The organism is Herminiimonas arsenitoxidans, from assembly GCF_900130075.1.
GTDB lineage: Bacteria > Pseudomonadota > Gammaproteobacteria > Burkholderiales > Burkholderiaceae_D > Oxalicibacterium > Oxalicibacterium arsenitoxidans.
The window spans coordinates 1,078,696-1,105,014 of the sequence record NZ_LT671418.1 but is presented as its reverse complement, the minus strand read 5'-3'; the positions used below and the strand labels follow the sequence as shown (position 1 = coordinate 1,105,014).

The 26,319-nt window shown below is 51.7% G+C and carries 28 protein-coding genes and 2 tRNA genes; 23 read left to right on the top strand and 7 right to left on the bottom strand.

Features of this window, described 5'->3' with window-relative positions; all coding sequences use genetic code 11:
• Nucleotides 1–5 precede the first annotated feature (5 nt).
• The 23 genes from fabF (at nt 6) to BQ6873_RS05060 (ending at nt 21,065) form a co-directional block, all read left to right on the top strand.
• Nucleotides 6–1,247 carry a beta-ketoacyl-ACP synthase II gene (fabF, locus tag BQ6873_RS05170; protein WP_076591693.1) on the top strand — a complete coding sequence of 414 codons (1,242 nt, stop codon included), beginning with the start codon at nt 6–8 and terminating at the stop codon, nt 1,245–1,247.
• A 53-nt stretch (nt 1,248–1,300) separates the two neighbouring features.
• Nucleotides 1,301–1,795, top strand: coding sequence for a protein YgfX (locus BQ6873_RS05165; protein ID WP_076591692.1), 495 nt, complete (start codon nt 1,301–1,303; stop codon nt 1,793–1,795).
• Between the two features lie 83 nt (nt 1,796–1,878).
• A complete protein-coding gene (gene rpoE / locus BQ6873_RS05160; protein ID WP_076591691.1) occupies nt 1,879–2,481 on the top strand; it encodes an RNA polymerase sigma factor RpoE in 603 nt (200 codons plus the stop codon).
• A 66-nt stretch (nt 2,482–2,547) separates the two neighbouring features.
• Nucleotides 2,548–3,090, top strand: a complete 543-nt coding sequence (locus BQ6873_RS05155) for a sigma-E factor negative regulatory protein (RefSeq protein WP_076591690.1) — start codon at nt 2,548–2,550, stop codon at nt 3,088–3,090.
• A 5-nt stretch (nt 3,091–3,095) separates the two neighbouring features.
• Nucleotides 3,096–4,106, top strand: coding sequence for a MucB/RseB C-terminal domain-containing protein (locus tag BQ6873_RS05150; RefSeq protein WP_076591689.1), 1,011 nt, complete (start codon nt 3,096–3,098; stop codon nt 4,104–4,106).
• Nucleotides 4,107–4,131: 25 nt separating this feature from the next.
• The gene (locus BQ6873_RS05145) at nt 4,132–5,619 is read left to right on the top strand and encodes a DegQ family serine endoprotease (protein ID WP_407928079.1); all 1,488 of its coding nucleotides are present in this window, start codon (nt 4,132–4,134) and stop codon (nt 5,617–5,619) included.
• 51 nt (nt 5,620–5,670) lie between these two features.
• Entirely contained in the window at nt 5,671–5,943 is a 273-nt protein-coding gene (locus BQ6873_RS05140) for a glutaredoxin family protein (protein WP_331712978.1), read from the top strand.
• 196 nt (nt 5,944–6,139) lie between these two features.
• The gene (gene lepA / locus BQ6873_RS05135) at nt 6,140–7,933 is read left to right on the top strand and encodes a translation elongation factor 4 (protein ID WP_076591688.1); all 1,794 of its coding nucleotides are present in this window, start codon (nt 6,140–6,142) and stop codon (nt 7,931–7,933) included.
• Nucleotides 7,930–8,853, top strand: a complete 924-nt coding sequence (lepB, locus tag BQ6873_RS05130; protein WP_076591687.1) for a signal peptidase I — start codon at nt 7,930–7,932, stop codon at nt 8,851–8,853. The genes lepA and lepB overlap by 4 nt, the downstream gene beginning before the upstream one ends.
• Nucleotides 8,854–8,873: 20 nt before the next feature.
• On the top strand, nt 8,874–9,263 hold the full coding sequence (locus BQ6873_RS05125) for a DUF4845 domain-containing protein (protein ID WP_076591686.1): 390 nt from the start codon (nt 8,874–8,876) through the stop codon (nt 9,261–9,263).
• 20 nt (nt 9,264–9,283) lie between these two features.
• A complete protein-coding gene (gene rnc / locus BQ6873_RS05120) occupies nt 9,284–10,258 on the top strand; it encodes a ribonuclease III (RefSeq protein ID WP_076591685.1) in 975 nt (324 codons plus the stop codon).
• Complete coding sequence (gene era, locus BQ6873_RS05115; protein WP_076591684.1) at nt 10,255–11,157, top strand: GTPase Era; 903 nt, start codon at nt 10,255–10,257, stop codon at nt 11,155–11,157. Before rnc ends, era begins: the two co-directional genes overlap by 4 nt.
• A gap of 276 nt (nt 11,158–11,433) precedes the next feature.
• Nucleotides 11,434–12,300 carry a DNA repair protein RecO gene (gene recO / locus BQ6873_RS05110; protein ID WP_076591683.1) on the top strand — a complete coding sequence of 289 codons (867 nt, stop codon included), beginning with the start codon at nt 11,434–11,436 and terminating at the stop codon, nt 12,298–12,300.
• A gap of 13 nt (nt 12,301–12,313) precedes the next feature.
• The gene (gene pdxJ, locus BQ6873_RS05105) at nt 12,314–13,081 is read left to right on the top strand and encodes a pyridoxine 5'-phosphate synthase (RefSeq protein ID WP_076591682.1); all 768 of its coding nucleotides are present in this window, start codon (nt 12,314–12,316) and stop codon (nt 13,079–13,081) included.
• Nucleotides 13,078–13,470: a holo-ACP synthase gene (gene acpS, locus BQ6873_RS05100; protein ID WP_076591681.1), complete on the top strand. Its 393-nt coding sequence runs from the start codon at nt 13,078–13,080 to the stop codon at nt 13,468–13,470. Before pdxJ ends, acpS begins: the two co-directional genes overlap by 4 nt.
• A complete protein-coding gene (gene nagZ, locus BQ6873_RS05095) occupies nt 13,467–14,540 on the top strand; it encodes a beta-N-acetylhexosaminidase (RefSeq protein WP_076591680.1) in 1,074 nt (357 codons plus the stop codon). Before acpS ends, nagZ begins: the two co-directional genes overlap by 4 nt.
• A 24-nt stretch (nt 14,541–14,564) precedes the next feature.
• Nucleotides 14,565–16,421, top strand: a complete 1,857-nt coding sequence (gene uvrC, locus BQ6873_RS05090; RefSeq protein WP_076591679.1) for an excinuclease ABC subunit UvrC — start codon at nt 14,565–14,567, stop codon at nt 16,419–16,421.
• Nucleotides 16,422–16,479: 58 nt separating this feature from the next.
• Nucleotides 16,480–17,067, top strand: a complete 588-nt coding sequence (pgsA, locus tag BQ6873_RS05085) for a CDP-diacylglycerol--glycerol-3-phosphate 3-phosphatidyltransferase (RefSeq protein WP_076591678.1) — start codon at nt 16,480–16,482, stop codon at nt 17,065–17,067.
• Nucleotides 17,068–17,128: 61 nt separating this feature from the next.
• Nucleotides 17,129–17,204: transfer RNA gene (locus BQ6873_RS05080), tRNA-Gly, on the top strand.
• A gap of 93 nt (nt 17,205–17,297) precedes the next feature.
• Nucleotides 17,298–17,373, top strand: a tRNA-Gly gene (locus tag BQ6873_RS05075).
• Between the two features lie 366 nt (nt 17,374–17,739).
• Nucleotides 17,740–19,107 carry an aspartate aminotransferase family protein gene (locus tag BQ6873_RS05070; protein WP_076591677.1) on the top strand — a complete coding sequence of 456 codons (1,368 nt, stop codon included), beginning with the start codon at nt 17,740–17,742 and terminating at the stop codon, nt 19,105–19,107.
• Between the two features lie 13 nt (nt 19,108–19,120).
• Complete coding sequence (locus BQ6873_RS05065) at nt 19,121–20,185, top strand: GNAT family N-acetyltransferase (RefSeq protein ID WP_076593950.1); 1,065 nt, start codon at nt 19,121–19,123, stop codon at nt 20,183–20,185.
• Entirely contained in the window at nt 20,178–21,065 is an 888-nt protein-coding gene (locus BQ6873_RS05060; protein ID WP_076591676.1) for an arginase family protein, read from the top strand. Before BQ6873_RS05065 ends, BQ6873_RS05060 begins: the two co-directional genes overlap by 8 nt.
• Here the strand turns inward: BQ6873_RS05060 and BQ6873_RS05055 are convergent, their stop codons facing one another.
• Genes BQ6873_RS05055 through BQ6873_RS05025 form a run of 7 tightly spaced genes read right to left on the bottom strand, consistent with a single transcriptional unit; the run spans nt 21,066 to nt 26,316 of the window.
• Nucleotides 21,066–22,307, bottom strand: a complete 1,242-nt coding sequence (locus BQ6873_RS05055; protein WP_076591675.1) for a DegT/DnrJ/EryC1/StrS family aminotransferase — start codon at nt 22,305–22,307, stop codon at nt 21,066–21,068.
• Nucleotides 22,294–22,707, bottom strand: coding sequence for a DMT family transporter (locus tag BQ6873_RS05050; protein ID WP_076591674.1), 414 nt, complete (start codon nt 22,705–22,707; stop codon nt 22,294–22,296). The genes BQ6873_RS05055 and BQ6873_RS05050 overlap by 14 nt, the downstream gene beginning before the upstream one ends.
• Nucleotides 22,704–23,078: an EamA family transporter gene (locus BQ6873_RS05045; protein WP_157889122.1), complete on the bottom strand. Its 375-nt coding sequence runs from the start codon at nt 23,076–23,078 to the stop codon at nt 22,704–22,706. The genes BQ6873_RS05050 and BQ6873_RS05045 overlap by 4 nt, the downstream gene beginning before the upstream one ends.
• Nucleotides 23,075–23,947, bottom strand: coding sequence for an alpha/beta hydrolase (locus BQ6873_RS05040; protein WP_076591673.1), 873 nt, complete (start codon nt 23,945–23,947; stop codon nt 23,075–23,077). The genes BQ6873_RS05045 and BQ6873_RS05040 overlap by 4 nt, the downstream gene beginning before the upstream one ends.
• Entirely contained in the window at nt 23,944–24,612 is a 669-nt protein-coding gene (locus BQ6873_RS05035) for an MtnX-like HAD-IB family phosphatase (protein ID WP_076593948.1), read from the bottom strand. Before BQ6873_RS05035 ends, BQ6873_RS05040 begins: the two co-directional genes overlap by 4 nt.
• A 49-nt stretch (nt 24,613–24,661) precedes the next feature.
• Nucleotides 24,662–25,570 (bottom strand): HlyD family secretion protein, encoded by a 909-nt coding sequence (locus BQ6873_RS05030; RefSeq protein ID WP_076591672.1) that lies wholly within the window; start codon nt 25,568–25,570, stop codon nt 24,662–24,664.
• Nucleotides 25,567–26,316, bottom strand: coding sequence for an ABC transporter ATP-binding protein (locus tag BQ6873_RS05025; protein ID WP_076591671.1), 750 nt, complete (start codon nt 26,314–26,316; stop codon nt 25,567–25,569). Before BQ6873_RS05025 ends, BQ6873_RS05030 begins: the two co-directional genes overlap by 4 nt.
• Between the last annotated feature and the right edge of the window lie 3 nt (nt 26,317–26,319).

The following is a 26,319-nucleotide window of genomic DNA, read 5'->3' as shown; positions in this document are numbered from 1 at the left end:
ATTGCTTGAGCCGCTCGAGTAAACGTCGTGTCGTCGTCACTGGTCTTGGTTGTATTTCCCCCGTTGGCAACTCTGTTGCGGACGCATGGAGTGCCGTACTTGCAGGGCAATCCGGAATTGCGACCATCACTAAGTTTGATGCGACGCCCTTCAGCACGCATTTTGCTGGAGAAGTAAAAAACTTCAATATCGAGGATTACATCCCCGGTAAAGAAGCCCGTCACATGGATACCTTTATCCATTACGGCGTGGCAGCTGGCATGCAGGCAATGCGCGACAGTGGTTTGGTTGTGACCGAAGAAAATGCTGAGCGTATCGGTGTGATCGTCGGTTCGGGTATCGGTGGCTTGCCGCTGATCGAAGATACACACGCCGAACTGGTTAACCGCGGCCCGCGTCGTATCAGCCCATTCTTTGTACCTGCGTCGATTATCAATATGATTTCCGGCCATCTTTCGATCATTTATGGTCTGAAGGGTCCGAACTTGGCGATCGTAACGGCATGTACCACTGGTTTGCATTCGATCGGCGCTGCCGGTCGCATGATCGAATACGGTGATGCAGACGTCATGATTGCCGGTGGTGCAGAGTCCACGATTTCGCCATTGGGCTTGGGCGGTTTCGCCTCGGCGCGCGCGTTGTCTTCCCGTAACGATGATCCGGCAACGGCTTCACGTCCTTGGGATAAAGACCGCGATGGCTTTGTCTTGGGTGAAGGCGCTGGCGTGATGGTGCTGGAAGAGTACGAGCATGCGAAAGCACGCGGTGCGAAAATCTATGCTGAGTTGGTCGGTTTTGGTATGAGTGGCGATGCCTACCATATCACTGCGCCAAACATGGACGGTCCACGTCGCAGTATGGCTAACGCATTGAAGAGCGCGGAAATCGCTCCTGATCAAGTGCAATATCTGAATGCACACGGCACATCGACGCCATTAGGCGATAAAAACGAAACAGAGGCAGTGAAAGCTGCATTTGGTGCGCATGCGAAGAAATTGACTGTCAACTCGACCAAATCGATGACAGGGCATTTGCTTGGAGGTGCTGGTGGACTTGAGTCGGTATTCACCGTTCTCGCTATACATCACCAGATTTCTCCGCCGACGATTAACATCATCAATCAGGATCCGGAATGCGATCTCGATTACTGTGCCAATACGGCGCGCGAGATTCCGATTCAGTACGCCATGAAAAATAACTTCGGTTTTGGCGGTACGAACGGTACCTTGATTTTTGCTAAAGTCTGATCAAAATCCGATTATCCCGTAAGGGTAATCGGATTTTTTACTTATTCCCCCAGATGTCTATTGCGGTTTCTACCGTTATCAATCAGTCCAGATTATTATCTTGGCTGATAGGTGGCATGTGTGTCGCTTTATTCGTTATTGCCGGTATTGTGCTTTTGGGTGGCGTTGGGGATATCTCTAGCGCAGCAAGAGCTGTTGTCGCCTCTGTATGCGTGGTGGTTGGGGCTTATGTATTCTTGCGCACCTTGAAGAGCAGAGGCGCATATGAGGTGCACATATCTGGCACTGGGCAGATTCGGCTTGTTGTTTTGCAGAAGAATGATCCGGTTGGTGTAGGGCAGGGCGAGCTAGTGTATTTGCTGGCAGACTCCACATTGTGGTCAAGTTTGTTACTCTTACGTCTACAAAACGAAAAACAGCAAATTCACTCGGTGGTGATTTTGCCGGACTCAGTAACAAAAGAAAGTTTCAGGGCATTATTGGTAGCGTGTCGCTGGATAGTCATGCGTCATGCAGATGTCGATAATCGGTATATCGACGAGAATTAATTTTGAAAATTTTGAACCAAACCAAGTTTCGCTTAGTCAATAATGCGAACCGCGTGCGTGTTGCAAAATAACAAGGGAATGGATTGACGACAGAACGCGATATTGATCAGCTACTTGTCGAGCGTGTACAACGCGGTGACAAAAAAGCTTTCGAGCTGCTAGTGATCAAGTACCAACGGAAACTGATGCGACTGGTCTCGCGGCTTGTCCGCGACCAGGCTGAGGCTGAAGATGTTGTACAGGAAGCATTTATCAAAGCGTATCGTGCCTTGCCGCAGTTTCGCGGCGATTCTGCGTTTTATACCTGGCTATATCGCATCGGTATCAACACCGCAAAAAATTATTTGGTCACCCAAGGCCGTCGTGCGCCGACATCAACTGAAGCAGATGTCGAAGAAGCAGAAACTTTTGACGACGGAGACCACCTAAGAGATATCAACACACCGGAATCGTTGTTGGCAACAAAGCAAATCGCGCAGACTTTGAATGTTGCGATGGAAGAGTTGCCTGAAGAGTTACGTATGGCGATTACGTTGCGAGAGATCGAAGGATTGAGTTACGACGAGATAGCTGAGTCGATGGGTTGCCCTATCGGCACGGTGCGCAGCCGGATATTCCGGGCGCGCGAAGCCATCTCTGAAAAATTAAGGCCGTTGCTGGATACGGCACTCGATAAACGTTGGTGAAAAATAAATAAAGAAGCGCTTTTTGCTGCAAGTTATAGGGGTAGCCTTAATTTTTTCGAGGTAGTGATGAATACGACGAATATGACGCGAGAACAAATATCTGCTTTTGCCGATAACGAATTGTCTGATGGACATGCAGATATCGCTTTGGCTGCGCTGCGTCAGCAAGATGGGCGTGATACGTGGAATCTGTATCATCAAATCGGCGACGCTTTGCGTTCCGACGATTTGAATACGCAACTCAGTGCTGATTTTACTGCGCGGATGTTTGCCCGTTTGGATGCGGAAGCAACCATCATGGTGCCGGCAGACAAGCGCGTGAGCGTGGCAAAGGAAGTGTCGATTAGACGCTTCGCGATGCCTGGCATGGCGGCTGCGGTCGCGGTTGCCGCATTCCTGACTGTGCCACAGATGATGACGCCGAATGCTCCGGCTGTCACAGCAGCGGCTGCGCCAGAAACAATTATGGTTGCAAGCAAGGACGGCGATGTATTGCGCGATCCGCGCATCGACGACTATCTGTTGGCACATCAACGTTTTTCACCTTCTGTGTACAGCAGCGCACAATATGCGCGCGCAGCTACGTTTGCTGTTGATTCGGACAAATAACTGATATGCGGCAAACATTAGGATTTCTCAGATTCGTTGTTCTTTTTTCTAGCGTCATTGCGTTTACAGCCCATGCAGAAAACGTTGGCACAAATAGTGGACAGCACGATACGCAAGTTTTGCTGAAGAAAATTCAGTCATCTGCTCAAAAGCTGAATTACTCAGGCACCTTTGTTTATCAGCAAGGCAGCCAGGTGCGTACTTCTCGTATCACGCATATTTTCAATGGCAAAAACGAGCTGGAAAAACTTGAAATCCTCGACGGTAAACCGCGCGAATACATACGCAACAATGAAGAGATTGCTTGCTATGTGCCGGAAAACAAATCGATACGTGTAGAAAAACGCATTACGAAGGATGTGTTCCCAGCCATTTTGGGCGCGAATCCAACCGATTTGGCTGAGCACTACAACCTGAAAAAAGGTGAGACTGGCCGTGTCGCTGGTTTCGACTGTCAGGCAATTATCCTGGAACCTAAAGACAATCTTCGCTATGGCTACAAGCTATGGGCGGAGAAGTCGACCGGGTTGTTGTTGAAAGCGCAAACGCTGAACGAAAAGAATGAAGTCGTTGAACAGATCGCTTTTACGCAACTGTCCATCGGTCATATCGATCCTAGTCGTGTAAAACCTAGCTTCCCTAATACGCATGGTTGGCGCGTAGAAAATGCTGTGATGAGTGATGCAAATCTCTCCGGCTGGTCGGTTAAAGAGATACCGGCAGGTTTCAAAAAAATACGTGAAATGAAGCGCTTGATTACAGATACTGCGCCTGCTACGGATAATGCAGCGCCAACGCAGCGTGAAGTGTCGCAAATTGTTTATTCTGATGGGCTGGCCGCGATCTCCGTATTCATAGAGTCAGGCACACAAAGCCGGACAGAAGGTTCTATGCAGCAAGGCGCGATGAATATCGTCGGCAAGCGTCAGGGCGATTACTGGTTGACAGTTGTTGGGGAAGTTCCGGCGACTGCGATCAAGCAAGTCTCGAATTCCATTGAGTTCAAACCTAAATAATTAAAATATCGGTGCGCTTATGAAAATGATCATGCCTGCTCAGAAAAAACTGTCGACTGTCTTGCTCTCTGTAGCGAGCGTGTTTTTCATTCCGATTGCGACAGGAATGGCGCCAGCGGCGATGGCTGCACCTACAGCGGCCATCGTGAACTTGCCGGACTTTGCCGATCTGGTTGAAAAAACCGGTCCGGCAGTCGTGAATATTCGTACGACTGAAAAAGCCAAAGTGAGTCAGCAAGGTAATGCTGCTACCGACGATGAAGAGATGCAGGAATTTTTCCGCCGCTTCTTCGGTGCACCTGTTCCTCCGCGTCAGCAGCAACCAGCACCGCGTGGACGTGGCAAGGCCGCTCCTGATGCGGAAGAAGAAGTGCCGCGTGGCGTTGGCTCAGGTTTCATTATTTCTCCTGACGGTTATGTGATGACGAATGCGCATGTGGTTGATGGCGCAGATGAGGTCTATGTCACCTTGACCGACAAGCGTGAATTCAAAGCGAAAATCATCGGCGCGGATAAGCGTACTGATGTCGCTGTGGTCAAGATTGAAGGTAATAATTTACCGCGTCTGGCCATGGGTGATTCGAACAAAATACGCGTCGGCGAGTGGGTGATTGCAATTGGATCACCATTCGGACTAGAGAACTCGGTAACTGCCGGGATCGTTTCGGCCAAGGCGCGTGATACTGGTGATTACTTGCCTTTGATTCAAACCGACGTTGCGGTTAATCCTGGTAATTCCGGCGGTCCACTGATCAATATGCGTGGTGAAGTTGTCGGTATCAACTCACAGATTTACAGCCGTTCCGGCGGCTATATGGGCATTTCATTTGCGGTGCCTATCGATGAAGCTATGCGTGTTTCGGATCAATTGCGTGCGAGCGGTAAAGTAACGCGTGGTCGTATCGGCGTACAGATCGGTGAAGTAACAAAAGACGTTGCTGAATCCTTGGGTCTTGCGCGCGCACAAGGTGCATTGGTGCAACGAGTTGAGCCAGGCGGCCCTGCAGAAAAAGCCGGCGTGGAAGCAGGGGACGTGATTCTGAAATTCAACGGAGTCGGCATTGAGCGCACCAGTGATTTGCCGCGTTTGGTTGGTGGTACCAAACCAGGTACGCGTTCTACCGTGACGGTATGGCGCAAAGGCGCGACGCGTGATCTGAGCATGATGGTCACGGAGCTGGAACCAGAGAAAGTCGCGAAAAAAGATGAGAAGAAACCAAAAGCTGAGCAAGCACCGAATGCACTAGGCTTGGTTGTTAGTGATCTCACGCCAGCACAAGTCAAGGATTTGAAAATTGATGGCGGGATCTTGGTTGAATCAACAGACGGTGCTTCTGCACGCGCTGGTTTGCGTGCCGGTGACATCATTTTGCGATTGAATAACACCGACATCAAAGATGCGCGTCAATTCAATGGCTTGGTCGCCAAGCTCGATACGAAGAAAATAGTATTGTTGTTGGTGCGACGCGGCGACTCTTCACAATTCGTGATAGTCAAACCACTGGCCCAATAAAGTCACAACGCAGAACAAGGCTGCCTGCTGAAAAGCGCGCAGCCTTTTCTTTTGTCAGCGAAGGTTATCTTGATTCAGTTCACTCTTTATTCGCGTACTTATTGTCATTTGTGCGACGACATGCTGACTGCATTGCAGGCGCTGGCGATCTCTGATGAGTTTGCTATCACGGTACTTGATGTGGACGCTGATGAGGCTTTGGTGGCGCAATATGATGAGTTGGTGCCGGTGCTGCTGGCCAGCAAGGATGGCGCGGCTGCGCAGCGACTTTGCCACTATTTTTTGGACGAGGCGGCTGTGCGGGCATTTATTGCCGGCTCCTAAACGCTAGTCCGTTGTGCAGGCCGGGAAATGCTATTTCACTTAATATTTTGGCTACAAATGCAGGCTAGGGGAATTTCCGGGATTTCCCCTCTGAAATCCGGTAAAATGCCGGTGCCGTCATCCCTCTGTAACAAGGCGCTCGCCTAGGGAAAACATCCCAGCGTTGAGCGCTTTTTTTGTAATTGTCACTTGGTTAATGAACAACATTCGCAATTTCTCCATCATCGCCCATATCGATCACGGTAAGTCGACGCTCGCCGATCGCATCATTCAATTGTGCGGCGGCTTGTCCGATCGCGAAATGGAGGCGCAAGTTCTTGATTCTATGGATCTAGAGCGCGAGCGCGGCATCACGATCAAAGCCCAGACCGCAGCACTGTCGTACAAAGCGCGCGACGGCAAGGTGTACAACCTGAACCTGATCGATACGCCGGGTCACGTCGATTTCAGCTATGAAGTCAGCCGCTCGCTGTCCGCCTGCGAAGGTGCGCTGCTAGTAGTCGATGCGTCTCAGGGCGTGGAAGCGCAGACAGTAGCTAACTGCTATATGGCGCTGGACTTGGGTGTTGAGGTTGTTCCTGTACTCAACAAGATCGACTTGCCGAATGCTGATCCGCCAGCCGCTATTGCCGAGATCGAAGACGTCATCGGAATTGATGCGGGTGATGCTGTGCATTGCTCGGCAAAAACCGGTTTTGGTGTGGCTGATGTGCTTGAGTCACTGATTGCCAAAGTGCCGCCGCCAAAAGGTGATCCTGATGCGCCGCTGCAAGCGCTGATCGTCGATTCATGGTTCGATAACTACGTCGGCGTGGTGATGTTGGTGCGTGTGATCAACGGCACTTTGAAACCAAAAGAAAAAATTCTGCTGATGGCGAGCGGTTCGGTCAATCTGGTCGAAAACATCGGCGTCTTTGCGCCGCGCTCGGTATCGCTGCCGACACTGTCTGCCGGACAAGTGGGCTTTATCATCGCTGGTATCAAGGAGCTGAAGGCTGCCAAGGTTGGCGATACTGTCACGCTGGCCAGTCGTCCTGCCGCCGCAGCTTTGCCTGGCTTCAAGGAAGTACAACCGCAAGTGTTCGCCGGCCTGTTCCCGGTCGAGGCGAATCAGTACGACGCTCTGCGCGACTCGCTGGAAAAATTGAAGCTCAATGATGCTGCGCTGATGTACGAGCCTGAAGTCTCGCAAGCGCTGGGCTTCGGCTTCCGCTGCGGCTTTCTTGGTTTGCTGCACATGGAAATCGTGCAGGAACGTCTTGAGCGCGAATTCGACATGGACCTCATCACGACGGCACCGACCGTTGTATATGAAGTCATCATGGGCGATGGCAGTCTGATCAAGGTTGATAACCCATCCAAGATGCCTGAGCCTTCGAAGATTGAAGAAATACGCGAGCCTATCGTCACCGTCAATCTGTACATGCCGCAGGAATATGTCGGTTCTGTCATTACGCTGTGTATCGCCAAGCGCGGTGTGCAGATGGACATGAGCTATCACGGTCGTCAGGTAAAACTGGTGTACGAAATGCCGATGGCTGAAATCGTGCTCGACTTCTTTGATAAATTGAAATCGACCTCGCGCGGTTACGCATCGATGGATTACGAGTTCAAGGAATATCGTGCCTCTGATGTGGTCAAAGTCGACATGCTGATCAATAGCGAAAAAGTCGATGCGCTCGCCATCATCGTGCATCGCTCGAACAGTCAGTATCGCGGCCGTCAAGTGGCGTCCAAGATGCGTGAATTGATTCCGCGTCAAATGTTCGACGTCGCTATCCAAGCCACTATTGGTGCCAACATTATCTCGCGTGAAAACGTCAAGGCACTGCGCAAGAACGTGCTGGCAAAGTGTTATGGCGGCGATATCAGCCGTAAGAAAAAGCTGCTGGAAAAACAAAAAGCCGGTAAAAAACGCATGAAACAAGTGGGCTCGGTTGAGATTCCACAGGAAGCGTTCCTGGCAATTCTACAAGTGGACGATAAATGACACTGCAAGACATCTTAGGTAATTTTTCGCTGATTCTTTTCATCTTGACGATAGGAACCGGCGTGGTCTGGTTCCTCGACGTGTTTTATTTGAAAAAGCAGCGTCGCGCCAAAGCGAATGCGGTCTTGGCTGAATTTGATGCGCGCAATGCCAAATTGGCTGGCGATGGCATCAAACCGGACAATACTGGTCGCGCCGAGCTGGAAGCCAGCATGTTGCGTCAACCGGCCTGGATTGAATATTCGGGCAGCTTTTTCCCGGTGATCTTGCTGGTATTTGTGCTGCGTTCTTTCCTGTACGAACCATTCAAGATTCCATCGACCTCGATGGTGCCTACCCTGCAAGTCGGCGATTTGATCTTGGTAAATAAATACCAATATGGTGTTCGTTTGCCAATTATTAACAAAAAGATCATTGAAGTTGGCAATCCGCAACGTGGCGATGTCATGGTTTTCAAATATCCGGAAAACATGGCACTGGACTACATCAAGCGTGTGGTGGGCGTTCCAGGCGATACGGTGACCTACAAGAACAAGCGTTTGATTATTAATGGCAAGGAAGTTTCCTACAAACCATTGCCTGATTATCTGGATGAGGAGACACTAAGTTACTCCAAGCATCTGAGTGAAGATCTGAATGGTGTAGCGCACCAAATCTTGACTAATCCGCGCGCGCCGTCCTATGTATCGAATCCGCACGATTTCCCGAATCGGGATTTGTGTACTTACGACGTAGAAGGATTTACTTGTAAAGTCCCGGCTGGACAATACTTCATGATGGGCGATAATCGAGATAACAGTCTGGATAGTCGTTACTGGGGTTTTGTGCCAGATAAAAACATTGTCGGAAAAGCATTCTTTATTTGGCTGAACTTGAACAATTTCCCGAGTAACCTTGGTCGTATCGGTAATTTTCAATAATTCTCGTCGGGAGCGAATACATGGCATACCGGTTGCATAGTAGTCGTCATCAACAGGGCATCACGCTGGTGAGCCTGATTCTGGTTTTGGCTGTGATTGGTGCGATTGCCGTATTGGCGCTCAAGGTGACGCCGACTGTTACCGAGTATTTTTCGATCAAGAAGGCCATAGCCAGCGTGAAGACAAGCGGCGGCTCGATCCCGGAGATGCGTGCGGCGTTTAATCGACAAGCCGAAGTCGGCTATATCGATGCGATCAGCGGTACGGATTTGGACATCACCAAGAATGGCGATGATGCAGAAATCAGCTTTGCATATCAAAAGACGATTCCGCTGGTTGGCCCGGTCAGTTTGTTGATCGATTACGCAGGCTCGACCAGTAACCGTGTACAGAAAAAAGCAGCACCTTAAGGTGATAAAGCGATAGAAAAATGGATGTGACGTTATTGCAAAATCGGCTGGGCCACACTTTCAAGGATGCTGTCTTATTGCAGCAGGCCTTGACACATCGTAGCCACGGCAGCGTGCATAACGAACGTCTAGAGTTTCTTGGCGATTCCATTTTGAATTGCGTAGTCGCCTCGCTGCTGTTCGATCGTTACAGCAAGATAGATGAAGGCGATTTGTCGCGTCTGCGCGCCAATCTGGTCAAGCAGCAATCCTTGTATGAAATTGCGCAGCGCCTTGAACTGTCGCATTTTTTGCGTCTGGGTGAGGGCGAGTTGAAGTCGGGCGGTTTTCGTCGTCCTTCGATTTTGGCTGATACGCTGGAAGCCTTGTTTGGCGCCATCTTCCTCGATGCTGGTTTTAATGCTGCACGCGATGTGATTCGTGCGCTTTACATTCCGATTCTGGATAGCGTCGATCCGAAGACCCTGGGCAAGGATGCCAAGACCTTGTTGCAGGAATACCTGCAAGGCAAAAAGATTGCACTGCCGCAGTACAACGTAGTGGCTACGCATGGTGCAGCTCACAATCAAGAATTTGAAATTGAATGCCTGGTACCTAAGCTGGATATCCAGGTATTTGGCACCGGCGGTAGCCGTCGCGCTGGTGAACAAGCTGCCGCCAAACTGGCATTGGAAGCTGCGCTGGCTGCCTTCGTGAAAACGCCGGGCGCTAGCCGTAAAGCCAAACCGCGTACTGCACAATTGAAACTGGCTGGTATCGCAACAGTGCAATTGGATGAAGCGGATAAACCCGCTGCCAAAGCACCTACTAAAGCGGAATTAAAAACTGCCAAGGCTGACGCGCAAGCATCGACTGAAGCGGTCACCGAACAAAACGAAATACCTGATGGACAAAAGAGTCTGATCGCCGAGCATGATGCGGTGAAAACTGCTGATGTCGCATCCGATGATGTAGCAACAAAACCTTCTACCACTTCCCATTCCAAAATTGCATGACTGAATCTACCGCACTGTCTCACTTTCGATGCGGTTATATCGCGATCGTCGGTCGCCCTAACGTCGGAAAATCGACGTTGATGAATGAATTGATCGGCGCCAAGGTCAGCATTACATCGCGCAAGGCGCAAACCACGCGCCATCGCATCACTGGCATACAAACTGTTGAAGACGCACAGTTTGTGTATGTCGACACGCCTGGTTTCCAGACGCGTCATTCGAATGCGCTGAATAAAACGCTGAACCGTACTGTGACGAATACGCTCACAGCGGCAGACGTGATTCTTTACGTGATCGAGGCAGGTACTTTCGGTCAGGCAGATCAGCAAGTGTTGGATTTGATACCGAAAAACGTGCCTTGCATACTCGTGATCAACAAGTCGGATCGCGTCAAGGACAAGGCAGTGTTGCTGCCGTTTGCGCAGCAAATCGCTGCCAAGCATGACTTCGCTGCAGTCGTGCCGGTATCGGCTAAATTGCGTTTTCAGCTCGACGGTCTGCAAGGCGAGATCAAAAAATATCTGCCGGAGAACCCACCGGTTTTCGGTGAAGACGACATTACGGATCGCAGCGAAAAATTTCTTGCCGCAGAAATCGTGCGCGAAAAATTATTCCGTTTCGTCGGTGACGAATTGCCTTACACCAGCACCGTGTTGATCGAGAAATTTGAAGTGGAGGGTAATCTGCGCCGCGTTTTTGCCGCGATTCTGGTTGAGCGTGATACGCACAAATCCATGGTCATCGGTAACAAGGGCGAACGTCTGAAAGATATCTCCACACAAGCACGACTCGATATGGAACGCCTGTTCGGCGGCCCGGTGTATCTGGAAGTCTGGGTCAAGGTCAAATCAGGCTGGGCCGATAACGAAGCTGGCCTGCGCGCATACGGATACGAATAATATCTAGAACTCATTTCATGAATATCCGTGAGATGCGTTCTTAGCAAAAGAGGTGCTGGCAAGGCGTGCGACGCGTCGCATAGTGAACTATGCGCAAGGAGCGCAACGCGGCCAGCGCCTCTTTTGCTAAGAACCCGGAGGGAACGGACTATTTGGGCGTATTGCTGCGTTGCGCCGCTTGCCAAGGGACCACCCTTGGCTGCGCGACACGTCTTGCACTACCTCCCAAATAGTCGCGTTCGCACTCGCGAATATTCATGAAATGAGTTCTAAAAGATGGCCGTACTCATCGCCGACATCAATACACAAACAACTTCTTCCTCCGAGGAAAAAACGGCGGTGCGTGGAGAAGATGTCGGTTCCGTATCACTGCCTGTCAAGCCTGTAACAACAGCCAAAGCGGCGCCACGCCGCGTACGCTCTCCCGAAAAAGACACACGCATCGCCGATCAGCCCGGCTTTGTGCTGCACAGCTATCCCTATAAAGAAACCAGTCTGATCGTCGATGTATTCTCGCGCGATCACGGCCGTATTGCGCTGGTTGCCAAAGGCGCCAAGCGTCCACATTCCAAACTGCGCGGTGTCTTGCAGACTTTTCAGCCTTTGTCCGTGGGTTGGAGCGGCAAGGCTGAAGTGCGTACGCTGACTGCGGCGGAGTGGGTCGGTGGTTTGCTGCCTTTGGAAAAATCGGCCTTGCTGTGCGGTTTCTACCTGAATGAATTACTGGTTAAATTACTGGCGCGTGATGATCCTCATCCAGCCTTGTTTGATCATTACGTCAGCGCCCTGAATCAACTGGCGCATGACGAGCCGGCACCTATCGTGCTGCGCAAATTCGAGCGTGCCTTGCTGAAGGAGACGGGTGTTGCCAGTGATTGGCGTACTTGCACCATGACTCGCAATGCCATCATCCTCGAACAAATCTATGTAGTCGATCCTGAGCGTGGGCCGCGTCCGGCCCGTCCTGCAGATGTATGGCCGCGCGTATCCGGCAAGACTTTGCTGGATATGGAGAACGAAGATTACGCAGATGCGCTGACGCAAACGCAAAGTAAATTCCTGATGCGCTTCTTGCTGGCGCATCATCTCAGCGGAGCACCGCTGAATACCCGTCAAATATTGATCGATTTGCTGCAGCTTTAACGGAATAACATTCATGAGCTTTCTTCAACCTAGTTCAACCATCATCGACCTCGGTATCAACATCGATCACGTCGCGACCTTGCGTAATGCGCGCGGTACTGTGTATCCCGATCCGCTGCAAGCTGCCTTGTTGGCAGAAGAGGCTGGTGCTGATGCGATCACGCTGCATTTGCGCGAAGACCGTCGTCACATCAAGGATGCTGACGTTGAGTTGATACGCCCGAAGTTGTTGACGCGCATGAATCTGGAATCTGCGGTGACGAACGAGATGGTCGATTTCGCCTGCCGCATCAAGCCACAAGATGTTTGTCTGGTGCCTGAGCGTCGTGAAGAAGTGACGACCGAAGGTGGGCTGGATGTCGTTAAATACTTTGACGTGGTCTCCGCAGCGGTCAAACAATTACAGGCTGAAGGTATACGCGTAAGTTTGTTCATCGATGCCGATGCTGCGCAAATTCAAGCTGCAGCTGAAGCCGGTGCACCAGTGATTGAATTGCATACAGGACGTTATGCCGACGCACACGATGCTACGCAACAGCAAGCTGAATTACAGCGCGTTCAGCGTGGTGTAGCAGAAGGCATGGCGCGCGGTTTAAAAGTCAATGCCGGTCACGGTTTGCATTACACCAACGTGCAGGCGATTGCCGCGATCCCGGATATCGCTGAACTCAATATCGGCCATGCCATCGTTGCGCACGCCGTATTTGTCGGTTGGCAAAATGCCGTGCGCGAAATGAAGGCGATCATGATCGCTGCGCGTCTGGCTGGAATGAAGAAATGATATACGGCGTAGGCACCGATATTATCAAGATAGATCGCATAGCTGCGGCGCTGGGCCGGCATGGTGATCGTTTTGCCGAACGTATATTGGGCAAGGAAGAGCTGGAAAAATACCATAGACGCAAAGCCAAGGTAGAGGCGCGCGGCTTGCGTTTTCTAGCGACGCGCTTTGCGGCGAAGGAAGCATTTTCCAAAGCGATAGGTTTGGGCATACACATGCCGATGACATGGCGTGCTGCGCAGATATTGAATGCGCCTAGTGGCAAACCTATCGTTGTCACTAGCGGCAAGCTGGAAGAATTCATGCAGGAAAACGGACTGACCGCACAGGTTTCGATTACGGATGAAGTCGAGTATGCGGTCGCTTTTGTAATTGTGGAGAAAAAATGAGCGCAGTAGTTTTAAATTCAGCAGCTTCAAATTCGGCAGAAAAATTTGGCCCGGTCATGTTGGACGTAGTGGGTACAACTTTAAGTGCAGAGGATATTCGTCGCATCCAACATCCACTGACCGGTGGTGTGATTCTGTTCGCGCGCAATTACACAGATCGCGCGCAATTGACAGCTTTGACGGCTGCCATCCATGCTGCACGACCAGGCATAGTAATCGCAGTTGATCATGAGGGCGGACGTGTACAACGTTTTAAGACAGATGGTTTTACGCATCTGCCAGCAATGCGCAAGTTAGGTGCCTTGTGGGATAAAGATGTGTTGGCTGCGACTAAAGCAGCGACCGATGTTGGTTACGTGCTCGCAGCAGAATTGCGTGCCTGTGGCGTTGATTTGTCATTCACACCTGTACTCGATTTGGATTACGGCGAATCGGGTGTGATCGGCGATCGTGCTTTCCATCGCGACGCACGCGTTGTGACGATGCTGGCCAAGAGCTTGAATCATGGCTTGATGCTGGCGGGTATGTTGAACTGTGGCAAGCACTTCCCAGGGCACGGTTTTGTCAAAGCGGATTCGCATCTGGAGATTCCAGTCGATGAGCGCGAGCTGGAGCAAATACTGGCAGAAGATGCTGCGCCGTATGACTGGCTCGGTTTAAGTCTTGCCGGTGTGATGCCTGCGCATGTGATTTATCCTAAAGTGGATAAGCATCCTGCAGGTTTTTCGCGTAAGTGGCTGACCATGTTGCGCAAGGATTTTGGTTTTGAAGGTTTGATCTTCAGTGACGATCTGAGCATGGAAGGCGCCAGCGTTGCAGGTACGGTGATTGATGGTGCGCATGCTGCATTGAATGCAGGTTGCGACATGGTGCTGATTTGCAATTCGCCAGACAAGGCGGATCAGTTATTGAATGACTTGAAGGTCAAAGATAACAAGGCGATGCAAGAATCCGCTGCGCGTATCGCCGCATTGACGCCGCAATCACCTGCATTGACATGGGATGCCTTGCAGAAGGACGCACGTTATATCGCTGCGAAGAAAGCTGCGCAAGCTCTCGCTGCTGCTTGAACCTGACATTTAGATGAGCGTGTAATGTCTGAAATAGAGCCTCCAGATCCGCGTGCAATCGTGCTGGAAACGGTTGCGAAGTTGCCGCATTTGCCTGGCGTGTATCGCTATTTCGATGCCGATGACAAGCTCTTGTACGTTGGCAAGGCACGTGATCTGAAGAAGCGCGTCTCCAGTTACTTTCTGAAGAATCTGGCCAGCCCGCGCACTGCGATGATGGTAGAGCGCATCGCGCGCCTGGAGACTACGGTTACGCGTAGCGAAGCAGAAGCGCTGCTGCTTGAAAACAATCTGATCAAGACTTTGCAGCCGCGATACAACATTTTGTTTCGCGATGACAAGTCGTATCCTTACCTGAAAATTACCGGGCAAGAATTCCCGCGTATGGCTTACTACCGCGGCGCGGTGGATAAGAAGAATCAGTATTTCGGTCCTTTCCCCAGCGGCTGGGCAGTGAAGGAATCGATGCAGATTTTGCAAAAGGTCTTCCTGCTGCGTACCTGTGAAGATTCAGTTTTTGCCAATCGTACGCGACCTTGTTTGTTGCATCAGATTCATCGTTGCAGCGGACCTTGCGTCAATTACATTAGCAAGGAAGACTACGCGCTGGATGTAGAGAATGCAGCCAAATTTTTGCGTGGTCGCCAGAGCGAAGTGTTGGAAGTATTGCAGGCGAAAATGCTGGCCTATGCGGAAGAGTTGAAGTTCGAGCAAGCCGCAGTTGTACGCAATCAGATCAATGCCTTGTCGCGCGTACTACATCAGCAAAGCATGGAAACCGGTGGCGATGCCGATATCGACATCATCGCGGTGATCGTGCAGGGTGGTCGCGCCTGCGTCAACCTGGCGATGGTGCGCGGCGGCAGGCATCTGGGTGATCGCGCCTACTTCCCAACACATGTCGATAATGCGCTGACGAATGCAGAAGAGTCGATCGCGGCTGAAGTGATGAAGGCTTTCCTTGCGCAGCATTACATCGATAAATTCATTCCGAGCACGCTGATTTTGAATACGGAATTTGATGAGCCTGAATTGATGCTGGCGTTGATGGAGCAATGCGGTCATCGCATCAATCTGGTGTTCCAGCCACAAGGGCAGCGTCGTCAGTGGCTGGAGATGGCGCACAAGGGCGCAGAAATTTCGCTCGCGCGTCTTTTGTCGGAGCAAGGTTCGCAACAAACACGTACTCGCATGCTGGTTGATGCTTTGGGCATAGACGTAGCCGATATCGAAGCATTTCGTGTGGAGTGTTTCGACATCAGTCATACACAAGGTGAAGCAACGCAGGCATCGTGCGTCGTGTTCCATCATCATGCTATGCAGAATGGCGAATACCGTCGCTACAATATCAACGACATCACGCCGGGCGATGATTACGCTGCGATGCGTCAGGTCTTGTTGCGTCGCTATGAGAAGGTTGCCAATGGCGATGGCGTGATGCCGGATGTCGTTTTGATCGACGGTGGCAAAGGGCAGGTTGAAGTAGCGCGTCAGGTATTTGTCGAACTTGGACTGGATATCAGTCTGATCGTTGGCGTATCTAAAGGCGAGGGCCGTAAAGTTGGCTTGGAAACATTAGTTTTCGTCGATGGTCGTGCCGCGCAGGAACTGGGCAAGGAATCGGGCGCTTTGATGCTGATTGCACAGATACGCGATGAAGCGCATCGTTTTGCCATTACCGGCATGCGTGCCAAGCGTGCCAAGGCACGCCAGACCTCGCGTTTGGAGGAAATTGAAGGTATAGGTGCCAAGCGTAGACAGAAGCTATTGGCACGTTTTGGTGGCTTGCGTGGTGTGGTGGATGCCAGTATCGAGGATTTATCGTCGGTGGAAGGCATTTCTCGGCAATTGGCAGAAGACATTTACAAGCAATTGCATTAGATTACGGGTGCGCAGGCAATGCTTGTCCTGCGCCCTTCATGGAAACGTAAAGTTTGATATGCCCTTCAATATTCCTATTCTTCTTACATGGCTACGAGTCGCGCTGATTCCATTGATGGTCGGCGTGTTGTATATCCCGGATGCATGGCTGGGTTCCTTCAATAAAACGCAGGGTCTTGCGGCCACGCTGATTTTCATCGTCGCGGCGCTGACAGACTGGATAGACGGTTTTCTCGCACGCCGCTGGAATCAGACTTCTGCCTTCGGTGCCTTCCTTGATCCGGTAGCTGACAAACTGATGGTCGCTGGTGCCTTGCTTGTGTTGATCGAGCTTGAGCGGGTGAATGCGGTGATCGCCTTCATCATTATCGGTCGCGAGATTACGATTTCCGCTTTGCGCGAATGGATGGCGCAGATCGGTGCATCGAAATCGGTTGCTGTTAGTTCACTCGGCAAGATCAAGACGATTGCACAAATGGTAGCGATTCCGATGCTGCTTTATTACGACACTATTTGGGGCATCAACCTTAAATTCTGGGGCGATATTCTGTTGTGGGTCGCAGCAGTATTGACGGTGTGGTCAATGTTTTATTATTTACGCAAGGCATGGCCACTGATTAAAGAAAGTGCAGGGCATTTATTGTAAGTTTTGCTGTGTGGAGTGCTTGACAAGCAAAGTCATTCCTCTATAATGTGCACCTGTCGATGCGGGAGTAGCTCAGTTGGTAGAGCGCAACCTTGCCAAGGTTGAGGTCGAGAGTTCGAGACTCTTCTCCCGCTCCAAATATTTTAAAGGGGAGCTGAACAAGCTTCCTTTTTTATTGAATGATGTGCGACATGATCATTCAAAACGGTTTGATGTAGTAAGAAGTACATGCGGGAGTAGCTCAGTTGGTAGAGCGCAACCTTGCCAAGGTTGAGGTCGAGAGTTCGAGACTCTTCTCCCGCTCCAGATTTAACTGCAATAATTTGCAGACATCAGGTGTTAAAAAAGGAGCTTATAGCTCCTTTTTTCATTTCCGCTTCACTTTCATATTCTTCCGCTGTTATTTGCATGACGCATACGCTGTTATGCAGTCTTGCCTATGCAAAATGGGATGCTGTTGCATTTTCGTTTTGTCATCAGCGGGCTGTTTATGAGCTTTCAATTCTGTCATCGTCATGATGTTTGTGAGATGTTCTGGTCTTCCAGCTTTTCCCTCCACAAATTCCACACAATTCCTCGACAGTTGCGAAAGATTGCCATTCCAGAATGACGCCAGTCGTCTTTGCGCCTAAGGGCTAGCAATGACTTTTCAACGCACAATCTGGAGTATGCATGAGCGCAAACCTGTTGGCTGACGAAGCGAAATACTGTTCCTTCGGCGATACCGTCCATTACGTTAACCCGCCTAAGATTTTCGCCGGCTGCGAAGGCAGCTATATGATCGACGCTGAGGATACGCGTTACCTTGATTTACAGATGTGGTATTCGGCCGTTAACTTCGGTTACAAGAACAAGCGTCTTGAAGATGCGATGAAGAAGCAGCTCGACGTGTTGCCACAGATTGCCAGCCAGTACTTGCATCCAACCAAGATTGAATTGGCAAAATGGATCGCTCAGGATGCAGAAAAAAAATGGGGCCGTGAAGGTCGCGTACATTTCAACGTCGGTGGCGCGCAGGCGATTGAAGACTCATTGAAAATTGTGCGTAATGCCAGCAATGGCAAGAGCCTGATGTTCGCTTTCGAAGGTGGTTATCACGGCCGTACCTTGGGCGCATCGAGCATTACTTCCAGCTACCGCTATCGTCGTCGCTACGGTCATTTCGGCGACCGTGCGCATTTCCTGCCTTTCCCTTATCCATTCCGTCGTCCTAAAGGCATGACGGCTGAAGAATACGGTGAGTCGCTGGTCAAGGAATTTGCGCGCAAGTTCGAAAACGAATATCACGCAGTGTGGGATCCAAAGGCTAATCAATGCGAATACGCTGCTTTCTACATTGAGCCGATTCAAGGCACGGGTGGTTACGTTATCCCACCACCGAACTACTTCAAAGGTATGAAGAAGGTATTGGACGATCACGGCGTGCTGCTGGTGGTCGATGAAATCCAGATGGGCTTCTGGCGTACCGGTAAGCTCTGGTCGATCGAAAACTTTGGCGTGCAACCTGACGTATTGGTTTTTGCCAAAGCGTTGACGAATGGTTTGAATGCACTGAGCGGTCTGTGGGCGCGCGAAGAGTTGATCAATCCTACGATCTTCCCTCCAGGTTCGACACACTCGACTTTCGCATCCAATCCGCTGGGCACTGCCATCGGTCTGGAAGTGTTGAAGATGACGCACGAAGTGGACTTTGGAAAACAAGTCTGCGATAGCGGCGCGTACTTCCTCGAAGGTTTGCGTGATCTGCAAAAACGTCACAAGGAAATCGGCGATGTCGATGGTTTGGGTCTGGCTTTGCGCGCAGAGATTTGCACGGACGACGGCTTTACACCTAACCGTGCCTTGCTCGACAAGATGGTCGACATGGGTCTGGAAGGTACACTCGAGTACAAAGGTCAGAAACGTGGCTTGGTGCTGGACGTAGGTGGTTACTACAAAAACGTGATCACCTTCGCACCGTCGTTGATGATCAGTCGTGACGAGATCGATGAAGCGATGGTCTTGCTGGATCAACTGCTGACACGCGCCAAGCGTGCCTGATGTGCAGGATGGCGTGTCGGCGACACGCCTGAATCAGCTCGAGCCGGATGCGCTGGTCACACTGTTTGAGGCGCATCCTCCGCAAGGGTTTGCGCCTCTTTCACTGTTGCACGGCACACTTGGCTTCGTCGCGTCTTTTGATTTATTGACGACAGCGGACGATGCGTTGCGGCGACGTGTGCATGCCTTACCTTGGGCCAGCCGCTGGCTGCCGTGGTTACGCGTGCGTACCGCGTTTGTCGGTACTACCGTCACTGAATACACCTTGCTGCCGGATACCGAGCCTGCGAGCTTCGCTGACAGCTTGCGCCGTGTGCCGGGGCGCGATTATCGTCTCGTCATCGTAAAAGACATTCCGCAACAATCTCCTTTACTTGATGCGCATGCCAATACACGTGCAGAACAATTTTCGCTCGCGTGTGCGGAGCAGGGATTCGTGTTGGTCGAGGGACAGGCACTGGCTTATGTGACGATCGATTTCGATAATATCGATGCTTATCTTGAACGACTCTCCAACAGCCGTCGCAAGAACCTGCGCCGAAAATTACGCAAGCGTGATGGTTTGCAGATAGATCGCGTACATACAGGCAATCCACTTTTTGACGACAATGCTGTCGTCGATATCTATTACGCCTTGTATCTGGATGTGTATAAGCAGAGTGAAATACACTTTGATTTACTCACGCGCGATTTCTTTGCGGCTATGCTGCGCGATGGCAATAATGGCGGCATCAGTTTCGAATATAGACACGCAGGCGAGCTGATAGGCTACAACCTTTGCTTTGAGCACGATGGACGCTTGATCGATAAATATATCGGTTTGCGTTATCCGCAAGCGCGCGAGAATAATTTGTATTTCATTAGCTGGTTCGTGAATCTTGAGTACGCCTTGGAGCGTGGGCTGACGCACTACGTAGCGGGTTGGACCGATCCGCAGGTCAAGGCTGACTTGGGTGCGTCTTTCACCTATACGCGGCATGCGGTGTATGTGCGTAATCGAGTGTTGCGTGCATTGGCGCGACGGTTCGTAGGCAGCTTTGAAAGCGATAGACAATGGAGCGAGCAGCATCATGCATAAACAGCCGATAGTGCTGGACCTCGATGGTTCTACCGGTGTGCCGGATGGCGCATTGCATGTGCCGCTACAGGATTGGCAGGAGCGTTTGCGCTTTGGTTGCCGTCGTAGCGTATTGGATGCATTTGATCGTTATTTGGATACGCAGTTGCCAGCGGAATATGGGCCTGTGTTGATGGGCAGTGGCGATTTCCATCATCTCAGCTTGCCTTTGGTAAAACGCTTGGCAGAAAAGCGGCAACGTCCGCTACGCTTGGTGGTGATCGACAATCATCCAGACAATATGCGTTATCTGTTTGGTGTGCATTGCGGCTCGTGGGTACGACGTGTGGCGATGCTGCCGCAAGTCAGTCATGTGCATGTAGTTGGAATTACTTCATCCGATATCGGTAGTGGTCATGCGTGGGAAAATTATCTGACGCCGCTGCTGGCAGGCAAGCTCAGTTATTGGAGCGTTGGTGTAGATACGAGTTGGTCGCGTTTCTTGCGGTTGAACCGTGCTTTTCACAACTTCGATAATGCAGCAACGCTGACAGATGCAGTGTGTGCAATGCTGGCTGAGAACAAAGAAGATACGTATCTATCCATCGACAAAGATGCGTTCAGTCCGGACGTGGTACGTACCAACTGGGATCAAGGGCAATTGCTGGAAGAGCAGTTGATGCGCATGATCGCTACGCTCGATGGTCAAATGATCGCCAGCGATATCACTGGTGACGTTTCAGAATATCGTCATGCCAGTGCGTGGAAGCGTTGGTTGAGTGCGGGTGATGAACAAACTTTGGCGATTCCTCCTGCTACGCTACAAGCTTGGCAGCTTGATCAACAAGCTTTGAATCAGCGTTTGGTGACGCGTTTGCAGCAGGCGATGAGCACGGATTAATTATGCTTGTTTGCAGATACGGGCCAGCGTGCTGCAGATAGATGCAAATGTTGCGTCATCCAACCATGGGCTATTGCTGATCGTTAGTACGCGTGTAGCCAGCATGCGTGCATTTGGCAAAGCATGTTGTTCTTGCGCGGCTGCCGGTATTACTTCATTCAAATTCGTGTAGTCGGGTAGAGCATGCACAAAAGGCAGGCTCACACCGCATCCCATTCCCCATAAAGCCTGCAATACCGCATCGCGACGCGCGCGATCCGGCATGAGCAAGCTGAGCACCGGCCATGTGCCGCTGCCTTCTTCATCTTCAAACGGCATGACTCCCTCGATGGCACGCAATTGCGGGAGACGACGTAATGCTTGTTCACGGATGCTTGTTTGAAATGCGGCTAATCTTTTTAGCGCACGTACGCCCACGGCCTGCCGCCATTTGCCAGGACGATGCAATACGGTACGAGCAGGGAAGCGATCGCCTGCGGCATCCAGCCAATCGTTGACTTGTAGCGCACGACGTAATGGTTTGCCATAGGCCAGTGGCAACAGTGAAGGACGATACAGCGCTGCATAGGCCGCCAGCTCCATTGAACGCTGGCATTCGACCAGAGGACGCACTGGCGCAAGACGTGCACTGGCCTTGGCACAGGCAGCGCGCGCTGTCGCATCACGTGCGATCAGAATGCCGCCTTCGTAGATAGTTAAACCCTTACCGACCGCCATACTGAAAATGGTGATGTCACTATCGGTGCCAACACTGTGGCCATTCACATGCGCCCCCAGTGCTTGCGCGGCATCTTCTATCACCCATGCACCACAGGCGCGTGCGCATGCTTGTATGGGCGCGACTACGCTGATTCTTCCGCATAAATGCGTGGGCAGGATGGCGAGTGTGTTTTTATCGCACAGGCTTGCCAACATGATCGGGTCCATGCTCAGGCTGTCAGGCAGTAGATCGCAAATGCGTAAGTTCAAGCCGCATTGTGCGACGGCCAATGCAACTAGTGGGCAAGTGTAGGCGGGGACAATGACGACATGACGTGTTGGCGCGAGGTCGTGCAGTGCATGCAAAGCAATGACCAGTGCAGCAGTGCCTGAGCTTTCCAGTTGCGCATATTCTACGTTCAGGAACTGTGCGATGGCGGCTGCCAGATCGGCGCTGCCAGGCCGCAGATCGCTTAGGTACAAGGGTAGGCCGGCGGTCGGCGGTACCTCGTACCTGCTATTTTTACTTTCAGCGAACTGCATGTTCCTCACCGCTGGCGGCTTCGGGATGGAGTTCGTTTTCACTGAAGGCGAGGCAGATGACACCGGCAACGATCAGAATAGCAGCGAGTATCTGCGGCCATCCGATTTTTTCGTCAAATAGCCAGACTGACAGCAACATGACGGAGAGAATTTCCAGATGCGAGGCTGCAAAAGCCGGACCGATAGGCGCGTGTTTCAGCAGCGTCATCCAGCTAAAAAATGCGCCTATGTAACCGATAAAGGCACCATAGATCCACGGCATGCTGAATACCCGTAATAGCCACTCTGTATTGGCTTGCAATGGTAGCGCGTGAATGGCTGCGTATTTGAAGCTTAGCTGCGCCAAGGTGTCGAAGGCGAGCAAGGCCATGAAGCCGATGATGTAGAAACTTTTCTTCATGCTGGCAATCCCACAATCGCGACGCCCAAGGACACCAGCAGAATACCGATCACGCGTAAGCGTGTGAGCTTTTCACGGAACAGCCAGCGACCAGCCAGCATAATGGCGACGATATTGATCGATCCCATCAGCACGCCTTGCGATAGTGGTACCAGCGACAGAAAAGCCAACCACAGTACGAATTCCAGTACGTAGCAGCCTATGCCCAACCACAACCACGGTTGCTGCGCCATCCGATACCAGCGTGCCAAACCTTCTGCATCTGCATCATTGATGGCAGCCGCTTTGAATGCGAGTTGGCCGGCACTATCCACTATTACATTGGCTGCCCATAGGACTATTGCCAGCCACGGCAGTGTTTCACCTATCATGCTGCGGCCAGATGGGATGACGTGGAGTTGACGTGCTTGTTTGTCGAGGAGTTCACGCCCAAGGTCTGTGCGATGAAGTCGCAGGCCTTTTCGATCACTAAACGACGTTCGCGGTCGATGGTAATCATGTGATAGCTGTCTTGTAGCCACAGTGTTTGTACTGGACCTTGGACGCTGTTCTGTACCAGTAGGGCGTTCTTTTGCAAACTCGCGACATCGTCCTCGGTGGCGTGAACCAGCAGGCAGGGAGCGGTGATTGCAGGCAGTTGACGGCGTACTTCCGCAGCTAAACCATACAGTTCCGCTACCGACCACCATGGATTGCCAGGCAAGCCGGCTTCCGCACTATCGCCGGAATTCATCTGCGCCACGATACGTTTGCGCAGGGCAGCATCCTTGATGCCATACGGTGGTTGTTCGGTAAAGCTGCTATTACGGCCTATGCGCAATGCTTTGAAAATACGCAGCAGAAAACTAAGGCGCGTGTAACGCGGCATGCTCCAGCCATCATGTTGGAACATGGTGGCCAATGCGCCTACGCCAGCTACTTTTTCTGGCTGATCGGCAGCGAGCTTCAAGGACAGCAGTGCACCCATCGATAAACCCATGACGAAGATGCGATCCACACCCATGCGTGTGCGCAAATGATCGGCAGCAACGCATACGCTGTCGTACCAATCCTGCCAGCTCGTGGCAATTAAATCATCAGCAGTACCGCAATGGCCAGCTAGTTGCATGCCATACACGGTATGGCCAGCGCGATGCAGACCTTTACCGAGCAGGCGCATTTCATTTGGTGTGCCGGTCAGTCCGTGTATCAGCAGCACACCAGTACGTCCACCTTCGAACAGAAATTCATGTTCGGTCATGCCTGCATTTCCTCTCTTGCGACTACCTGCGACAGCAGAGTAATAGCTTCATCAAAGTCGGCGAAAGCGGCGTGCGAGTAATCGTGTTTGCGGCAATGTTCGAGCAAGCGGCTGGTGGCCAATACGAAATCGGCTTGACCAGATACGCAGAAATCGGATGTGCCATCGCCGATGAAAAGTACGCGCGGATGCTTGGCGCGTTGTGTTTCCAGTAGAGCGCATTTGCAGGTGCCACTGTTACGGCCGCAAGCTGCACTGGCGTGTGGTGATTGCAATTGCCAGCTACGTGGTCCGGTTTGTACCAAGTGATTGGCCAGGACCGGCAGATGGCCGAGGCCATGGCGTTTTAATACATAGGTGATGACATAGTCCATGCCATCACTGACGATTTGCAGCGGCAGTCCGCGTGCCGATGCGGCTTGTACGAAGGCTGGGAAAGCTGGGTCGATTTCAATCAGATCCAGATGCGCGTGCAAGTCGTCCATGCTCATATCGAGCAAGGCGATTTGTTTTTGCATACACACACGCGAGCCGATTTCACCACGTACCCACGCTTCTTCCAATTCTTCGTAGCCGTCACGGGCAAAGCGATTAAGCAGAGAATCAGTTACGTCAACGGTACTGATCGTGCCGTCGAAATCACATTGAATTGCCCATTCCGACATTTCGGACGGTGTCTGTCTGGATGCCGTGACAGGACGGAAGTTCAGGTTCTTATTCATGGAAGCTCACTCTCACATTTTGTCCGATACGTACATCCGGCACTTCGTCGAAGGCCAGTACACAATCGACCACACGTAAATTGCTGCGTGGATTGCCATCGTCGCTGAGACGGCTATTAGCGAATACCTGCCCGATGCGTACTACACGTGCGCGCAAAGGTTTGCGTTGCGGGTCGGCTTCGATGCTGATGTCGGCATGCATGCCGGGTTTGACTTGCGATACAAAACTCTCATTCAACTCGGCGCGGATTTGCGGTGGGCGCGCTGGCAACAAGGTCATCAGCGGCTTGCCACCTTGTGCCAGAGTTTGTGTGCCTATGGTGGCGTCGAGCATGATGATGGTGCCAGCTTGTGGCGCATGCAAAGTGCGTGCAGCAAGACGTTGCTTGGCAGCTTCTACTCGTTCACGTGCAATCGCGACATCGTTACCGGAGATCGTGGCAGCAGCTTGCAGCTGTTGCACGCGTTGATTGGCTTCATCCGCACGTTGTACGTCGCTGGCACCGGCTTCGGCAGCCTGATGCAGTCGTTGTGCCAGATCGCGTGCACCGGACAATGGCAAGTTCGCTGCTTGCGCCTGTGCTTGTGCCTGACGCAGACGTGCTTCGGATTCACTCAATTCGATTTGTTCATTGCGACTGTCGAGTTCTGCGAGCACAGCACCGGACGCAACTTGTTGTCCCTCGCTGACTGGCAAACGTACGACACGACCATCTTGCGCAGGTTGGATAGCAACCAGGCCGCCTTGTGCTTCAATCTTGCCGCGTGCGATGGCAACGTAGGCATGATCGTTTCCAGCAGCTTTGGGTGCTGCGGCCGGTTTGTCATCGGAGCAGGCAGTCAGGCCGATGCAGGCGCTCAGTGTCAGCAGGCTGCAAATATGCCGGTGGGCATTCATCATTGTTGTCCTTCTTTATAAAGTGACGTGGGCCGGTTACGTTCAGGGCGCCAATCATTGCGAATTACGCCATCTTCCATTTCCAGTACGCGGTCAGCGTGCCGGATCAGGCGTGGATCATGGCTGACGCACAGCACTGTGGCTTGGTGCGTGTGGGCGATGCGATGCAGTATGTCGATCACGTTCTGACCATTGTCGGCATCGAGAGAACTGGTCGGTTCATCTGCAAATAACAGTTGCGGTTGCTTGGCGATAGCGCGTGCAATCGCAACGCGTTGACGTTCGCCGCCGGACAGTTTTGCCGGACGTTCATCGGCGCGATGCGACATGCCGACTTCTTCCAATGCCGCCATCGCACTTTTGCGCGAGTCGTTGTCGTTCATGCCCATATAACCAAGCGGCAATTGCACCTGTTCGCAAGCAGTGAGAGCGGGGAAAAGATTGAAACCTTGAAACACGAATCCTGTGTGCTTGAGACGGAAGCGTTCCAGTTGATGCCGATTAATATTGCTCAGCTCTTCGTCCAGTGCTGTCACACTGCCTTCATCTGGTGCCTGCAGTCCACTGAGCAGCGATAGCAGAGTGCTTTTGCCGCAACCAGATGGTCCGGAGATTAATGTCAGCTCGCCTGGATAAATCGATACGGACAGCCGTTGCAGAACGTGGATGCGTACCAAGCCGGAAAGAAAAGACTTGCTGACGCGCTCGGCGGCCAGACTAGGTGGAGAGTTGTTAATGTCGAGCGGCATGAT